The 14,986-nt window shown below is 74.0% G+C and carries 14 protein-coding genes; 3 read left to right on the top strand and 11 right to left on the bottom strand.

The annotated features are described in order from the left end of the window. Positions 1 to 10 precede the first annotated feature (10 nt). Positions 11 to 1,225, top strand: coding sequence for an MFS transporter (locus tag ACZ2G1_RS13095; RefSeq protein WP_470376954.1), 1,215 nt, complete (start codon positions 11 to 13; stop codon positions 1,223 to 1,225). Between the two features lie 80 nt (positions 1,226 to 1,305). On the opposite strand, the gene ACZ2G1_RS13090 is transcribed toward ACZ2G1_RS13095, so the two are convergent. From ACZ2G1_RS13090 to ACZ2G1_RS13075, 4 genes are all read right to left on the bottom strand, one after another. Then, entirely contained in the window at positions 1,306 to 1,845 is a 540-nt protein-coding gene (locus ACZ2G1_RS13090; RefSeq protein WP_470376953.1) for a hypothetical protein, read from the bottom strand. A gap of 112 nt (positions 1,846 to 1,957) precedes the next feature. Next, the gene (locus ACZ2G1_RS13085; protein WP_017831889.1) at positions 1,958 to 2,992 is read right to left on the bottom strand and encodes a CNNM domain-containing protein; all 1,035 of its coding nucleotides are present in this window, start codon (positions 2,990 to 2,992) and stop codon (positions 1,958 to 1,960) included. Then, a complete protein-coding gene (locus tag ACZ2G1_RS13080; RefSeq protein ID WP_017831888.1) occupies positions 2,989 to 4,407 on the bottom strand; it encodes a hemolysin family protein in 1,419 nt (472 codons plus the stop codon). The genes ACZ2G1_RS13085 and ACZ2G1_RS13080 overlap by 4 nt, the downstream gene beginning before the upstream one ends. Positions 4,408 to 4,672: 265 nt before the next feature. Continuing rightward, positions 4,673 to 5,047: a hypothetical protein gene (locus ACZ2G1_RS13075; protein ID WP_017831887.1), complete on the bottom strand. Its 375-nt coding sequence runs from the start codon at positions 5,045 to 5,047 to the stop codon at positions 4,673 to 4,675. Positions 5,048 to 5,265: 218 nt separating this feature from the next. Between ACZ2G1_RS13075 and ACZ2G1_RS13070 the strand changes: the two genes are divergently transcribed. Beyond that, positions 5,266 to 6,669, top strand: coding sequence for a hemolysin family protein (locus ACZ2G1_RS13070; protein ID WP_470376952.1), 1,404 nt, complete (start codon positions 5,266 to 5,268; stop codon positions 6,667 to 6,669). Beyond that, complete coding sequence (locus ACZ2G1_RS13065) at positions 6,666 to 7,712, top strand: hemolysin family protein (protein ID WP_470376951.1); 1,047 nt, start codon at positions 6,666 to 6,668, stop codon at positions 7,710 to 7,712. The genes ACZ2G1_RS13070 and ACZ2G1_RS13065 overlap by 4 nt, the downstream gene beginning before the upstream one ends. Before the next feature lie 82 nt (positions 7,713 to 7,794). On the opposite strand, the gene ACZ2G1_RS13060 is transcribed toward ACZ2G1_RS13065, so the two are convergent. The 7 genes from ACZ2G1_RS13060 to ACZ2G1_RS13030 form a co-directional block, all read right to left on the bottom strand. Next, entirely contained in the window at positions 7,795 to 8,874 is a 1,080-nt protein-coding gene (locus ACZ2G1_RS13060; protein ID WP_136341024.1) for a sensor histidine kinase, read from the bottom strand. Between the two features lie 53 nt (positions 8,875 to 8,927). Next, complete coding sequence (locus ACZ2G1_RS13055; protein WP_035924143.1) at positions 8,928 to 9,641, bottom strand: response regulator transcription factor; 714 nt, start codon at positions 9,639 to 9,641, stop codon at positions 8,928 to 8,930. 222 nt (positions 9,642 to 9,863) lie between these two features. Beyond that, a complete protein-coding gene (locus ACZ2G1_RS13050; protein ID WP_176337169.1) occupies positions 9,864 to 10,859 on the bottom strand; it encodes a metal ABC transporter substrate-binding protein in 996 nt (331 codons plus the stop codon). Positions 10,860 to 10,918: 59 nt separating this feature from the next. Continuing rightward, positions 10,919 to 11,314, bottom strand: a complete 396-nt coding sequence (locus tag ACZ2G1_RS13045; protein WP_470376950.1) for a Fur family transcriptional regulator — start codon at positions 11,312 to 11,314, stop codon at positions 10,919 to 10,921. Next, entirely contained in the window at positions 11,311 to 12,222 is a 912-nt protein-coding gene (locus ACZ2G1_RS13040; protein ID WP_035924571.1) for a metal ABC transporter permease, read from the bottom strand. The genes ACZ2G1_RS13045 and ACZ2G1_RS13040 overlap by 4 nt, the downstream gene beginning before the upstream one ends. Before the next feature lie 2 nt (positions 12,223 to 12,224). Then, positions 12,225 to 13,046 carry a metal ABC transporter ATP-binding protein gene (locus tag ACZ2G1_RS13035; protein ID WP_017831879.1) on the bottom strand — a complete coding sequence of 274 codons (822 nt, stop codon included), beginning with the start codon at positions 13,044 to 13,046 and terminating at the stop codon, positions 12,225 to 12,227. 74 nt (positions 13,047 to 13,120) lie between these two features. Then, complete coding sequence (locus tag ACZ2G1_RS13030) at positions 13,121 to 14,980, bottom strand: ABC transporter permease subunit (protein WP_470376949.1); 1,860 nt, start codon at positions 14,978 to 14,980, stop codon at positions 13,121 to 13,123. Positions 14,981 to 14,986: the final 6 nt, after the last annotated feature.

Here is a 14,986-nt window from a genome sequence, read left to right as displayed (position 1 = left end):
GAGGACCGAGATGAGCCAGCGCTCCGTGCCCGCGCACGCCCTGCCGTGGGTCGTCGTCGGCATCGTGCTCGTCGCCCTGAGCCTGCGCGGGCCGATCATCGCCCCGACCCCCGTGATCACCCAGCTCCAGTCCGACCTCGGGCTCTCGGCGGCGACCGCGGGCCTGCTCACGGGGCTGCCGGTGCTGCTGTTCGCCCTGGCCACCCCGCTGGCCTCGAAGCTCATCGGACGCTTCGGCCCGGAGGCCGCGGTCCTGGTGTGCCTGAGCGGCGTGCTGGCCGGGACCGTGGTCCGTTCGGCCGGTCCCGCCCCGGTGGTCCTGGCCGGCACCGTGGTCATCGGCGCCGCGATCGCCGTCGGCAACATCGTGGTCCCGGTGATCATCCGCCGCGACGTCCCCTGGCGCCGGATCCCCGTGGTGACCGCCGCCTACACCGCCGCCCTCAACCTCGGGTCGATGATCACCGCCCTGGGCACCGCCCCGCTCGCCGCGCTGATCGGCTGGCGGGCAGCACTGACCTCCTGGGGCGCGCTGACACTGGTGGCCCTGGTGTTCTGGCTGGTCGTGGCCCGCCGCCGGGCCGGCACACCGCACACGCCCCCCGCCCCCGCCGAGCCAGACACCGCCACCGGGGCGCTGCGCCAGGCCCGGGGCACCACCCAGATCCGGCGCATCGGCTGGTGGCTGACGCTGGCCTTCTGCGGGCAGGCCATCTCCTACTACTCCGTCACCGCATGGCTGCCCACCCTGCTGGCCGACACCCGCGGACTGAGCCTGGCGGCCTCCGGGGCCGGGGCCTCCCTGTTCCAGGTCGCCGCCATCGCCGGCGCCCTCGGGGTGCCGCTGCTGGCCGCCCGCGCCCCGGCGTGGGTGCCGGTGGCCGTCATCGGGGCACTGTGGATCACCCTCCCGGTCGGGCTGCTGATCGCCCCCGAGGGCTACCTCGTGTGGTCCGCCGTCGGCGGCGTCGCCCAGGGCGGGGGCTTCACCACGATCTTCTCGATCGTCGCGCGCATCGTGCGCACGGACGCCGAGGCCGCGGCGACCTCCGCCCGCATCCAGGGCAGCGGCTACCTCGCCGCGACGGCCGGCCCGCCGCTGATCGGGGCCCTCAACGCCGGCACCGGGGGGTGGACCGTCCCGCTGCTGGTCGTCCTCGCCGCCACCGTGGTGTTCCTGGTCGGAGGGCTTCTGGCCGTCGCGGAGACCCGCCGCCTCCGCTAGGGGCGACCTCCCCGGAGCCCGGCACGCGGGGTCCGAGGGCGCCTCCGAGGAGGCCGGTAGAGGGCCGGTCGAGGGGAGAGTCAGTCGAGCTCCACCACGGTGACCGGCAGGGGCAGGGACTCGGCGGTGAAGGTGGTCTGTTCGGAGAAGGGGACCCCCGCCTCGTCCCGGCCGAAGCACAGGGCGAGCACCTCCCCCGGCTCGGTGCCGGCCATGAGGGTCCAGTGCTGGCCGACCGCGTCCACGGCGTGGGCCTGGTGGTCGAGGTCCGCCTCGCCCTCGACGTCGGCGAAGCGGGCCCGGTAGGCCTCCAGCTCCTCGGGGGTCTGGAGCACCCCGGCGGAGACGACCGCCTCCTCGTCGCCGGTGACGGCCGGGGCCACCGGATAGGCGATGCGGAACGGCGGCTCGAGGACCTCCAGCAGCTCCCGGGCGGGCGTGGCGTCGTCGCCGCGCAGCCACAGCCGGCCCGTGCCGTCGACGAAGCCCGTGTACTCCTCGTCGTTGGGGTAGAAGCAGAGGAACCCCGAGCCCGGGATGCGCGCGGCCAGCCCGGTGAGGTCCGCGGCGTGCTCCACGGTCAGGAAGCGGGTGAGGGGCTCCAGCATCAGGGGTTCCACGGGTGATGTCTCCTAGCGGGGCGGCGGGGCGGTGGGACGACGACGGGGCGGTCGCGCCCGGACGCTCTACGCTACGCCGCCGCCGCCCGGTCGTGGGACGGTCCCGTCCTCCTCACCGGCCCGTGGGCCTGTCGGCGGCGAGTTCCCGGGGCAGGACCCGCCGCAGGACGTCGGAGAGGGTGATCACTCCCACGAAGCGGCCCTCGTGCACGACAGCCGCGAACTGCTCCCCGGCCGCGCGGATCCGGGCCAGGGCCTCGTAGACCGGGGTGTCGGCGTCGAGCACGAACGCGGGGCGGGCCAGGTCCCGGACGGGCCGGTCCGGGGGCTCGAGCAGCGTGTCGCGCACGTGGACCACTCCGGGCGTGCCGGCGCCGGGGTCCTCCACGAGGATCCGCAGGTGCCCCGAGCGGGCGGCGGCCGCCTGCACGTCGGCCGCGGTGGCCCGGACCGGCACGGTGGTCGGCGTCGCGCCCGGTGCGACCAGCGCTTCGACGGTGAGCTGCTCGAGCTCGAGCACGCCGGAGAGCTGGGTGCGGAAGGACGGGTCGAGCGCGCCCACGGAGGCCGAGTGCTCGACGAGGTGCCGGATCGTGTCGACGTCCTGGCCGCCGACGGCCGCCCGGTCCACCGGGGTGACGCCGCTGGCCGCGACCAGCCGGTTGGCGATCGCGTTGACCCACACCAGCAGCGGCCGCACGACCCAGATGAAGCCGCGCGAGGGCACGCCGATGAGCTTGGCCGAGGTCTCCGGGTACGCGATCGCCCACGACTTGGGCGCCATCTCCCCCACCACGAGGTGGAGGAACGTCACGAACAGCAGGGAGAGACCGAAGGCGGCGCCGTCGGCCAGCCCCTCGGGCGCGCCCCAGGAAACGAACACGGGGCTGAGCCACGCGTCGACCGCCGGCTTGGTGACGGCGCCGAGGGCGAACGTGCACGCGGTGATGCCCAGCTGGGCGCCGGCGAGCATGATGGTCAGCTCGTTGATGCCGCGCAGGGCGGCGCGGGCGGCGCGGTTGGTCGCCGCCTCGGCCTCGAGCCGGTGGCGGCGCGCGCCCAGCAGGGCGAACTCGACGATGACGAAGAACGCGCTGAGCACGATGAGCAGCACGGTCACGGCGGTGACGACCAGGGGATCGCTCATCGGTCCTCCTCCTTCTCGGCGCCGGTCCGGGCGGTGGTGTTCTCCGCGGGGTCGGCGCCCTCGGCGGTGGTCTCGACGAGCCGCACGAGCAGCTCGCTGGGCACGTGCCGGGAGAGCTCGAGCACCTCGACGTCGAGCACCCGGTGGACGGGCCGGTCGAGGACGAGATCGCGGGGGTCGTCGGGCAGCTCGACCCGCACCACCTCCCCGGAGACCGGGAGCTCACCGCGCTGGGCGATGAGCAGGCCCGAGATGGTCTCGTAGTCGCCCTCGGGCAGCTCGTGGCCGACCGCGCGCTCGACCTCGTCGACGTGGATGTCGCCGGTCATCCGCCAGGTGTCCCCGTGCTCGGGCGTGATGGTGGCGGGCGGCTCGTCGTCGTGCTCGTCGGTGATCTCCCCGACCAGCTCCTCGGCCAGGTCCTCGACGGTCAGGATGCCGGCGAAGCCGCCGTACTCGTCGATCACGCAGGCGAGCTCGTTGCGCGACTCCGTCAGCTGCGCCAGTGCGTCCGGCAGCGACATGAGCGTGGGCAGCACCAGCGGGGGCGCCATCATGGTCGAGACCGCGGCGTCATCGGGCACGCCGCCGCGCAGCAGATCGGCGAGCTGGACGACGCCGAGGGGCTCCTCGGTCGCGGAGATCACCGGGTAGCGGGTGTGCTCCTGCGCCATGAGGACGCGCAGCTCGCCCACGGTGGTGTCCGGGGAGACCGTGCCGACCTGCGACCGCGGGATCATGGCGTGCTCCACGTCCTGGTCGGGGAAGTCGATGATGCGGTCGATGAGCACCGACAGCTCCTCGGGCAGGTCCCCGCTCTCGCGGGAGTCGGCGACGATGCGCTCGAGGTCCTCCACGGTCGCGGTCGTGTCGACGTCGTGCACCGGCTCGATCCGGAACAGCCGGAGCAGCGCGTTGGCGGCGTGGTCGAACACGGTGATCAGCCACCCGAAGAGGCCGAGGTAGATCGTGGTGGAGCGGGCCAGTCCGCGGGCGAGCGGTTCGGCGTTGGCGATCGCCAGGTTCTTCGGGTACAGCTCCCCGAAGATCATCTGCACGACGGCGGCCACGACCAGCGCGCCCACCGTCCCCACCGAGATGCTCAGCGCGGCCGGCACCCCGGCGGCGCCGAGCAGCACGCCCACGGACTCCCCCACCATGGGCTCGGCCACGTAGCCGATGAGCAGACCGGTGACGGTGATGCCCAGCTGGGCGCCCGAGAGCATGAAGGAGGTGCGGCGCGTGACCTTCAGGGCGCGCTGGGCGGCCTTGTCGCCGGCCTCGGCGCGCGCGCCGAGCTTGACGCGGTCGACCGACATGTAGGCGAACTCCTGGGCCACGAAGTACCCGTTGGCGGCGATGATCGCCAGGATCACGACGATGCCGAGGAGCAGGGTGAGAATCGCTCCGATCATCGGGGGCTCACTCCTGGATCGGGAGAGCCGGGCCGGAGCCTGCGGCGGGGGTCAGCTGTTGCGGGAAAAGGACAACTGTCGCCCGGGTCGTCGGACGACCCGGGTCTCGCAGGCGATGGGCCCATCGGGCTGGTTCACGCTCTCCATGATCGGGGGTCTGGAACGCCTCACAGTCTATTTGCCGTCGGACGCCCCCACGTGACGACGCCCCACATTCCGGGCTGACGCACAGGTTCGGCGGTGCACCGGGGCATCGGGCCGGGGCCTACTGGAACACCGGCATCAGCAGTCCCAGGAGCACCAGGCCCGCCCCGCAGACCGCCAGCGCCCAGACCGGGCGGTGCGGGGTGCTCAGTCTCCACTGCTCGGGGTGCCGGGAGTGGAACCAGACGACGACCTCGGCCCCGGAGTCGGGAGCGGGCACCGGCGGGTGGTGCCAGGGCTCCTCGTGGATCTCGTAGCGCGTGGTGTGCCAGCGCAGGCAGTGCGCCCCGTCCCGGAGGACGTGGATCGCCTCGGTCCGGTGCCACCGGACGTGCAGGCAGCGGATGATCACGGCCGCCGCCACCAGGGCCAGACCGGCGTTGGTCGCGGCGGCGCTGAGCACCTCGAGCAGGGCCGCTCCACTGAGTCCGGTCACGGCCCGAGCCTACTGGCGGGCTGCGCCGGTTCTCATCCGCCTTTCATCTTTCTCAGCCTTCTCCCGGCTGGGATTGCTAGATTTCCTGGTTCCTGCGGCCTGATGCTGGGCCGCCCTGTGCACGAGTGAGATACGGAGATCATGAGCGCCCACTGCGACGCGCCCTGTGACAGACCCCGGCCTTCGGGCCGTGCAGATGTGACGAGGTGGTGGGGCTGATGGAAGTCCTGTCGATCCTCCTCGGGGTGGCCCTGATCGCCGCCTGCGGGGCCTTCGTGGCCGCCGAGTTCTCGTTGATCACCGTCAACCGCAACGACGTCGAGGCCGCCGCGGCCACGGGTGACCGCCGTTCGGGCGGGGTGCTGCGGGCGATGAAGACCCTGTCCACGCAGCTCTCCGGGGCGCAGCTGGGCATCACCGTGACGAACCTGGGCATCGGCTTCCTGGCCGAGCCGGCCATCGCCGCCCTGATCGTGGGCCCGCTCACCGACGCCGGGCTGTCCCCGGTGGCGGCCCGCTCCGCCTCCGTCGTGCTGGCGCTGGTGCTGGCGACCGGCCTGACCATGATCTTCGGGGAGCTGGTGCCCAAGAACCTGGCCATCTCCAAGCCGCTGGCCACCGCGCGTGCGGTGAGCGGGTTCCAGCGCGGTTTCACCAGAGCCCTGGCCTGGCCGATCCGGCTGTTCAACGGCAACGCCAACCGCATCGTGCGCGCCCTCGGGGTGGAGCCGCAGGAGGAGCTGGCCTCGACCCGCTCCCCCGAGGAGCTCGCCGGGCTGGTGCGCCACTCCGCCGAGCGGGGGGCGCTGGCCGCGGCCACCGCCGAGCTGGTCGAGCGCTCCTTCGCCTTCGGCGACCGCCGCGCCCACGACGTGATGACCCCCCGGGGTCAGATGACCACCCTGGCCCCGGACGTGTCCGTGCACGAGCTGCTGGCCGCGGCCAAGGCCTCGGGGCACTCCCGCTTCCCCGTCCTCGACGCGGACGAGGGCGCGGTCCTGGGCCAGGTGCACGTGCGCCAAGGCCTGGCCGTGCCCTACCGCGAGCGGAACGCCGTCACCGTGGGAGCGGTCATGGACGAGGTGACCTTCGTCCCGGACACGGTGGAGCTGGACGAGCTGATGGACACCCTGCGCGCCGGGGGCCTGCAGATGGCGGTGCTGATCGACGAGTTCGGCGACACCGCCGGGCTGGTCACCCTGGAGGACCTGGTCGAGGAGCTCGTCGGAGAGGTGCGCGACGAGCACGACCCCGAGCCTGCGCCGGTCACGGTGGAGCCGGACGGGTCCTGGGACCTCTCCGCGGCGCTGCGCCCGGACGAGGCCGCCGAGCACCTCGGCGCGGCGGTCCCCGAGCACGAGGACTACGAGACGCTCGCCGGGCTCGTGACCCTGCACCTGGGCCGGCTGGCCGAGGTCGGGGACCGGGTCACGGTGGCGGCCGCCCCCGCGCCCGGTGCACCGGAGGCCACGATCACCTTCGAGGTCACCGCGCTGGACGTCCACCGCATCACCGCGGTGCACGCCCGCGTCCACCGCCCCGGTGACGGGACGGCACCCGAGGACGGCGCGGAGGACCGCGCCGTGGAAGTGCCCGCCCACCAGAAGGAGTCCGCCCGATGAGCGAGATCACCGGCCTGATCCTGACCGTGGTGCTCCTGGGCGCCAACGCGTTCTTCGTCGGCGCGGAGTTCGCCCTGATCTCCGCCCGCCGCACCATCATCGAGCCCAGGGCGCTGTCCGGGTCCTGGGCCGCGAGGGTGACCCTGGGGGCCATGGAGAACGTCTCGCTGATGATGGCCGGCGCGCAGCTGGGCATCACCATCTGCTCCCTGGCCCTGGGCTACATCAGCGAACCGGCCATCGCCCACCTGCTGGAGGTGCCCTTCGCCGCGATCGGCGTCCCGGAGGCCTTCGTGCACCCGATCGCCTTCGCGATCGCGCTGTCGCTGGTGACCTACCTGCACGTGGTGTTCGGGGAGATAGTGCCCAAGAACATCGCCCTGGCCGGCCCGGAGCGCATGGCCGTGGTCCTGGCCCCCGTCCTGGTGGGCATCGTCACCGCCCTGCGCCCGCTGCTGTGGCTGCTCAACGGCGTCGCCAACGTGATCCTGCGGCTGCTGAAGGTGGAGCCCAAGGACGAGGTCACCTCGGTGTTCACCCGTGACGAGGTCGCGGCCCTAGTCGAGGAGTCCCGCCACGGCGGTCTGCTGGAGGCCAACGACGAGCGGCTGCTGCTGGGGGCCCTGACCTTCGAGCAGCGCAGCGTGACCGGGATCGTGATCCCGCTGGACGGGGTCACCACCCTGCCCGCCGGGGTCACCCCCGCCCAGGCCGAGACGGTGGCCGCCGGAGGGTTCTCCCGGTTCCCCATCTTCGACGTCTTCGGGGAACTCGCCGGGTACGTGCACATCAAGGACCTGATCGAGATCGACGAGGCCGCCCGGGACACCCCGATCGACCCGTCCCTGATCCGCGCGCTGCCCACGATCGACCGGGACATGCCCCTGCGCCGGGCCCTGGCCCTGATGCAGAACTCCGGGGCCCACCTCGGCCTCGTGCTCGACGAGCGCGGCAGGACCGAGGGCATCGTCACCCTGGAGGACATGCTGGAGGAGCTCGTCGGGCAGATCCGCGACGACAGCCGCACGCTCAGGACCGTCTGAGGCTGCGGACGGAGGCACCAGCCCCACGCGCGGTCCCCGAGAGGCCGGCGGCGGACCCGGAGGTCGCCGGCGTCCGGCGGGCTCAGCCGGCGGGGCGACGGCGGGGCAGGTGGATCCGGAAGCTGGCGCCGCGGCCGGGACCGTCACTGGTGGCCTCCAGCGTTCCGCCCTGGGCCTCGACCAGGGCCCTGCTGATCGCCAGGCCCAGCCCCGAGCCTCCGCGGTGGGCCTCCCGGCCGGTGTTCGCGCGGTAGAAGCGCTCGAAGACGTGCGGGAGGCTCTCCGCGCTGATGCCCTCCCCGGTGTCGGTGACGGTGTAGGTGACCGCCTCGGCGGTGTGGTCGGTGCGCAGGGCGATGGCGCCCCCGGCCGGGGTGTGGCGCAGGGCGTTCTCCAGCAGGTTGCTCAGCACCTGGCCCATCCGCTCCGGGTCCAGCGGCACCGGGGCGGTCTCCGGGCCGGTGCTCAGCGCGGTGATGGACACGCCCTTGCCGGCGGCGTCGGGCTCGATGGCCGCGACCGCCTGGCCCGCCAGGTGCTGAGGGTCCTGGAGCGTGAGCTGCGGCCGGGTCATGCCCTCTTCGGCAGCCGTGAGCTGGCGGATGTCGTGGGCCAGGCGCTCCAGGCGGGTGATCTGGGCGTTGAGGATCCCGGTGGTGTGCTCGTCCAGGGCGACCACCCCGTCCTCGACGCCTTCCAGATGGCCCTTGAGGCTGGCCAGCGGGGTGCGCATCTCGTGGGCCAGGTCGGCGAGCATCTGGCGCCGCGTGGTGTCCACCGCACTGAGCTTGGCGGCCATTCCGTTGAAGGAGCCGGCCAGGGCGTCGAACTCCGGCCCCAGCGCGGCGGAGGTCACGCGCACGTCGTAGTTGCCCGCGGCCACCTCTTCGGCCGCGGTGCTGAAGGACGCCAGGGACCGCCCGATGATGCGGTAGAGGTAGAAGCTGAGCAGCCCGGCGATGCAGAGGGCAGTGAGCCCGCCGATGGCCAGGGCCATCAGACTCACCGAGCGGAAGGCGTCCTCCAGGTGATCCAGTCCGTCGGCCTCGTCGTAGTGACCGGCGTCGATGAGCTCTTCGTGGAACATGTCCGGCCCGACCAGGACCGCGGTGATCATCACGATCACCAGCCCGCTGAGCAGCACCGAGGTCTGTGCCAGCATCAACCGCACGGTCAGCGATCTCCATGACCGGGTCCGGGACGGGGCACTGGTGCTCACCGTCCGGCCCCCATCCGGTAACCGACGCCGCGGATGGTCTGAATGAACTTCGGGCCGGCGGCCTCGTCGCCGAGCTTCTTGCGGATCCGCCCGATGTGCACGTCCACCAGGTGTGCGTCACCGGTCCAGGCGGCGTCCCAGACCATCTCCACCAGCTGCCGGCGCGAGAGCACCACCTGCGGGTGGGCCGCCAGGGCGGCCAGCAGGTCGAACTCGATCCGGGTCAGCGCCACCGGCTCCCCGCCCACGCGGACCTCCCGGGCGGCCTCGTCCACCACCAGGTCCCCGACCACGAGCTCCCGGTCCGGCCGCGCCGGGGCGGGTGCGGGGCCGGTGCGGGCCCGGCGCAGCATGGCCTGGACCCGGGCCACGAGCTCGCGCGGGCTGAACGGCTTGGTCACGTAGTCGTCGGCTCCCACCGACAGGCCCACGATCTTGTCGATCTCGTCGTCGCGGGCGGTGAGCATCAGCACGTGGCAGTCGGAGAAGGTCCGCACCTGACGGCATACCTCGACCCCGTCGATTCCCGGCAGCCCCAGATCCAGCACGAGGACCTGTGGCGCGAAGTCCCGCACCGCGGCCACCGCGTCGGTGCCGTCGTGCCGTACTGCGACGTCGAGTCCGGCCTTGCGCAGATAGCCCGCGACCAGCTGCGCGAGGTCGGCCTCGTCGTCGACCACCAGCACACGACCCGCGGGAGGTGAGGACATCGTGGCTCCTTCGTCGGCGGCGCCCGCTCAGGAGCGGGCGGGGCCCGGGTCCACCGCGTCATGGTGCGGAGAGGCTGCGCCCACGGTGGTCCCCGTCGTCCTGTTCACGGTTCCCATTCTCCCCCACCGCGCCCGTGCGCGGTGGGGGACCGCCGGATCCGTCTCGGGACGGTCCGTCACCTCGCGGGCGTCCCCGGGCCCCGTGAAGGCGGCTGTGCAGCCCTAGGCACAGTCCAGCGCGGTGCGCAGCGCCTCGAGGTTGTTGCGCATGACCTGCTGGTAGTCGGCGCTCTCGTCGGACTGGTTCTCCACCGGGTCCAGGACCGCCGTCTCGATCCCGTGCTCGGCCGCCAGGGTCTCGGCGACCTTCGGGTTGACCAGGGACTCCGAGAACACCGTGGTGACGCCCTCGGCCTCGACCACCTTGCCGATCTCGGCCAGCCGGGCCGGGGAGGGCTCGGTGTCGGGGTCGAGCCCGGCGATGGCCACCTGCTCGAGGTCGTACTTGTCCGCCAGGTATCCGTAGGCGTCGTGGGACACCACGATGGTGTCCCGCTCACAGGTGGCCAGCCCCGCGGCGAACTCCTCGTCCAGGGCGGCCAGCTCCGTGGCCAGCTCCTCGGCGTTGGACTCGTAGGTCTCGGCGTTGTCCGGGTCGACCTCGGCCAGCTCGTGGGCGACCTCCGTGGCCACCGCGGCGAGCCGGTCGGGCTCCAGCCAGAAGTGCGGGTCCTCCCCGCCGTGGCCGTGGCCGTCGTCACCGGCGGGCGCCTCCTCGCTGTGCGCCTCTCCGCCGTGGGACTCCTCCGCGGCCCCGTGCTCCTCGGCGGAGTGGGCCTCCTCGCCCTCCACCCCGGCGTGCACCGCGTCGAGGGCGTGCTCGGGGGCGGCCTGGGCCACGGCGTCGTCGACCGCCGGCTGGAACCCGGAGAGGTACACCACGGCGTCCGCGGTGCGCAGTCCGTCGACGGCGGCCGGGGAGAGCTCCAGGTCGTGCGGCTCGGCCCCGGCGGGGGTGAGCGACTCCACCTGCACGAGGTCCCCGCCGACGCGTTCGGTGACGTACTGCAGCGGGTAGAAGGAGGCCTGCACGCTCAGCGTCTCCGCGGCGTCACCGGCGGTGGCGGCCGAGGGATCACCCGAGCCGGCGGCGCAGGAGGACAGGGCGAGAGCGGCGGTCAGGGACAGCGGGACGGCGAGAGCACGCGACAGGGTCATGAGAACAATTCTCAGTCAATCTGAGAATCATTGTCAAAACAGCCGCGGCGGGCCGATCCTCAGGCGTCCTGCCGGCAGGTCTCGCAGGTCCCGTGCAGCTCGATGGCGTGGGAGACCTCCGTGAACCCGTGCCGGCGCGCGGTCTGGGCGGCCCACCGCTCGACGGCGGTCTCGGCCACCTCCACGGTGCGGCCGCAGCGGCGGCACACCAGGTGGTGGTGGTGCTCGGTGCGCCGGCACCGGCGGTACCGGGTCTCCCCGCCGGGGGCGGCGAGGGCGTCGACCTCCCCGGCCTCGGCCAGGGCGCCGAGGTTGCGGTAGACGGTGGCGAGGGAGACCGACTCCCCCTGCTCCCCCAGCAGGGCGTGGAGCTGCTGGGCGGAGCGGAACTCCGGGGTCCGTTCGAGCAGCTCGGCCAGGGCGGAGCGCTGCCGGGTGGTCCGGGACACGGTCACGCCCCTCGCAGCTGGAGGTCGTCCTCGACGTCGTGGAGGCGATCCGGCGCGCCGTGGCGCCGGGCGCGCCCCAGGAGGGGGCGGAGGAGCAGCGCCAGCACGTAGCAGGCGATGGCCAGCACCACGATCGTGGCCCCGGGGGACAGCGGGTGGAAGTAGGTGATGGACAGGCCGGTGACGCAGACCCCGACCCCGACGGCCATGGCCGTCCCCATGGTCCCGGCGAAGGAGCGGGTGACCAGCTGGGCCACGGCCACCGGGACGATCATCACGGCGGAGACCAGGAGGACGCCGACCACGCGCATCGACACGGAGACGGTCAGGGCGGCCATGACGGCCACCATGATGTTCAGCGCCCGCACCGGCAGACCGGTGGCGAGGGCGAACTCCTCGTCGTGGCACAGGGAGAACAGCGCCGGGCGCAGTCCGAGCCCGAGGCCGAGGACCACCGCGGCCAGCCCGGCGGTGAGCCAGACGTCCAGGGGGGTGACGGTGGCGATGGACCCGAAGAGGTAGCCGGTGAGGTTCGCCGACGTGCCGCCGGCCAGCCCGATCAGCAGCACGCCACCGGCGATGCCGCCGTAGAACAGCAGGGCCAGCGCCACGTCGCCGCTGGTGCGCCCCTTGGTGCGCATCACCTCGATGAGCACCGCGCCGATGACCGCGGCGACCACCGCCCCGGGCACGGCGAGGGCGTCGTGCGGGGTGAGTCCGGCCGCCGAGCCGGCCAGCCAGCCCATAGCAACCCCGGTCAGGGCGACGTGGCCGATGCCGTCGCCGAGCAGCGCCAGGCGCCGCTGGACCAGGTAGGTGCCGATCACCGGCGCGGAGACGCCCACGAGGGCGGCGATCAGCAGGCCGCGCTGCATCAGCGGACTGGCCAGCATGGCGGCGAGGGTCTCGATCATGGTCACTGGGGCTTTCCGTGGAGATCGGGGGCGGTCGGGACGGCGGAGTGCTCGTCCCCGTGGGGGTGCAGGTGCTCGTGATCGGGGGCGTCGTGCCCGGGGGCCGGCAGCGGAGGGCTGCCGTCGTGGACGATGCGCCCGTGGCGCAGCACCACGGCGCGGTCCAGCAGGGGGGCCAGCTCGCCCAGCTCGTGGAGCACCACCAGGAGCGTGGTGCCGTCGGCCTGCAGCTGCGCCAGGATGCGGGCCATGGCCTCCTTGGAGACCTGGTCCACCCCGGACAGGGGCTCGTCCAGCAGCAGCAGCCGGGGCCGCCGCACCAGCGCCCGGGCGATCAGCACCCGCTGCTGCTGGCCGCCGGAGAAGATCGCCACGCTCTCGCCCGCCCGGTCGGCCAGTCCCACCTGCTCCAGGGCGTCGAGGCACGCGCGCCGGGCCCCGGGGCCGGGGCGGAGGCGCCGGCGTCCCGTCAGCCCCGAGGCCACGACCTCGAGCGCGGTGGCCGGCACCCCGGCGCCGACGCCGACGCGCTGGGGGACGTAGCCGATGCGCGACCACGGCACGGCCCGGCGCGCGCCGGTGACGTCGGCGCCGAACAGCCGGGCCTCGCCGGAGTCGACGGGCACGATCCCGAGCAGGGACTTGATGAGGGTCGACTTCCCGGAGCCGTTGCCGCCCATCAGGGCCACGGCCTCGCCCTCGGCCACAGCGAGGTCGACCCCGCGCAGCACCGGAGTGGCGCCGAGGACCACGGTGAGGTCCTCCGTGCGGATCGCCGAGCGGTCCGCGGGGGCCGGTGCCTCCGGCGTGGATCGAAGTTTCATGAGAGCCATTCTCAAGAAAATGAGAACGATGGTCAATTCGGCACCGGTTCCGCGGCGGACCGGTGCCGCCGGGATCAGCGCCGCGCCGGCTGCACGGCGGACCGCACGGCGTCCTCCACGCGGCGCGGAACGGACCGCGCGGCAGGAGACGCCGTGGCGGCAGGTCCCGTCTCGGCAGGTCCCGCCTCGGCAGGCCCCCGCCCAGGACGGGCCGTCCGCCTCGCGACGTCGGCGCTGGAGAGTGAGACTGCCAGGACGGAGGCGAGCACCAGGGCACCCGCGGGCCCGAGCACGGTCCAGGGGGCGCGCTCGACGTAGCCGATGCCCTCGGCCAGCAGCAGCCCCCACTCCGGGGCCGGCGGCTGCTGCCCCAGGCCCAGGAAGCCGAGGCCGGCAATGGCCAGGGCGGTGCCGGGCAGGCGCAGGACCGCGTGCCGGGTCACCTCCGGCAGCAGGGTGGGCAGGACGGTCCCGGCCAGGATGCGGGTCCGGCCCACCCCGAGCAGGGGCAGCACCCGGACGTAGGGCCGGGCCGAGATCTCGGCCACGAGGGCGGCGGTGTGGGCGGCCAGCGGTGCCCAGCTCACCAGGGTGACGGCCAGGGCGGCTCCGGCCGCGGAGGGGCCGGCCACCGCCACGACGAGGATGCCGGCGATGATCGGCGGTGCCGCGTTGGTGACCTCGACCGGCCCGGTGGACCACGTCCCGGTCATCCCGACGGCCAGACCGATGACCAGGCAGGCGGCGACCACGACCAGGGCCAGGCCCAGGGTGTCCAGGGCGCCGTGGCCCACGCGCGCCAGCACGTCGCGGCCGGACGCGTCGGCCCCCAGCGGGAGCGCCCAGGAGGGCGCTTCGAGCCGCCCGTGGGCGGAGGCGTAGGGGTCCCGGAGCAGTCCGGCGACGACGAGCCACAGCAGCAGGGCCCCCGAGACGACCGGCACCGTCCACCACGCCCGGCGCCGCCCCGGGGGCGGCCCGGGGACGGGCAGGTCCCCGGAGCGGGCGGCCGGCCCCAGCAGCGCCCGGCGGGCCAGGGCGGCCAGGGCACCGCACAGCGCGGCGAGCACGAGCAGGAGCAGGATCCCCGCCTGCAGGGCGGGGATGTCCTGGGCCGCCGCGGCCCCGAGCAGGGTCCGGCCCAGGCCGGGGATCGCGAAGACCTCCTCGACCGGCACCGCCCCGCCGGTGAGCCCGACGACGACGAGAGCGATCTGCCCGATCACCCCGGGCAGGGCCCGGTGCAGCGCCGCGAGCGCGATCCGCGGCCGGGAGTGCCCGGCCACGGCCCAGGTGTGCACCCAGCGCTCGGTGAAGGCGCCGGCCAGGGCGGTCGAGAGCAGCCGGCCGATCAGCCCGCCCCCGGGCAGGCCGAGCGCCAGGGCCGGGAGCACCACGTGCTCGGGCCCCTGCCATCCGTAGGGCGGGAGCCAGCCCGCCCAGACGGCCACGACGATCAGCAGCACCGCCGCCAGCAGGAACTCCGGCAGCGCGGTCAGCGCGGCGGCCGCCGCCCCGGCCCCGCGGACGGGGCGCCCGGCGAGCCCGCTGCGGACGGTGGGCACACAGGTCACGGCGGCCACGAGCAGGGCGACGAGCAGGGCCGCGCCCATCAGCGTCAGGGACACCCCCATGGACTCCAGGACGCCGGGCAGGACCGGGCGCCCGCTGATCCAGGAGGTGCCGAGGTCCCCGGTGAGGACGCCGGACGCCCAGTCGGCGAAGACGGCCACCGGGCCGCCGTCCAGGCCCAGCTCGGTCCGGATCTGGGCCAGCACCTCCGGGGTGGCCGGCCGGTCCGCGTAGCGGGCGCGCAGCACCGTGTACTCCGGGCTGCTGCCCGAGAGCCACGGCAGGGCCCCGATCAGCACGACGACGGCGGCGAAGGCCGCGGCGCGGGAGATCAGGGCCTCAGCCCCTCCCCGTCCCCTCACTCGGCC

Source organism: Kocuria sp. KKT182, assembly GCF_055635395.1.
Note: the sequence above shows the minus strand (reverse complement) of the source record. Positions and strands in the feature narration are given on the sequence as shown.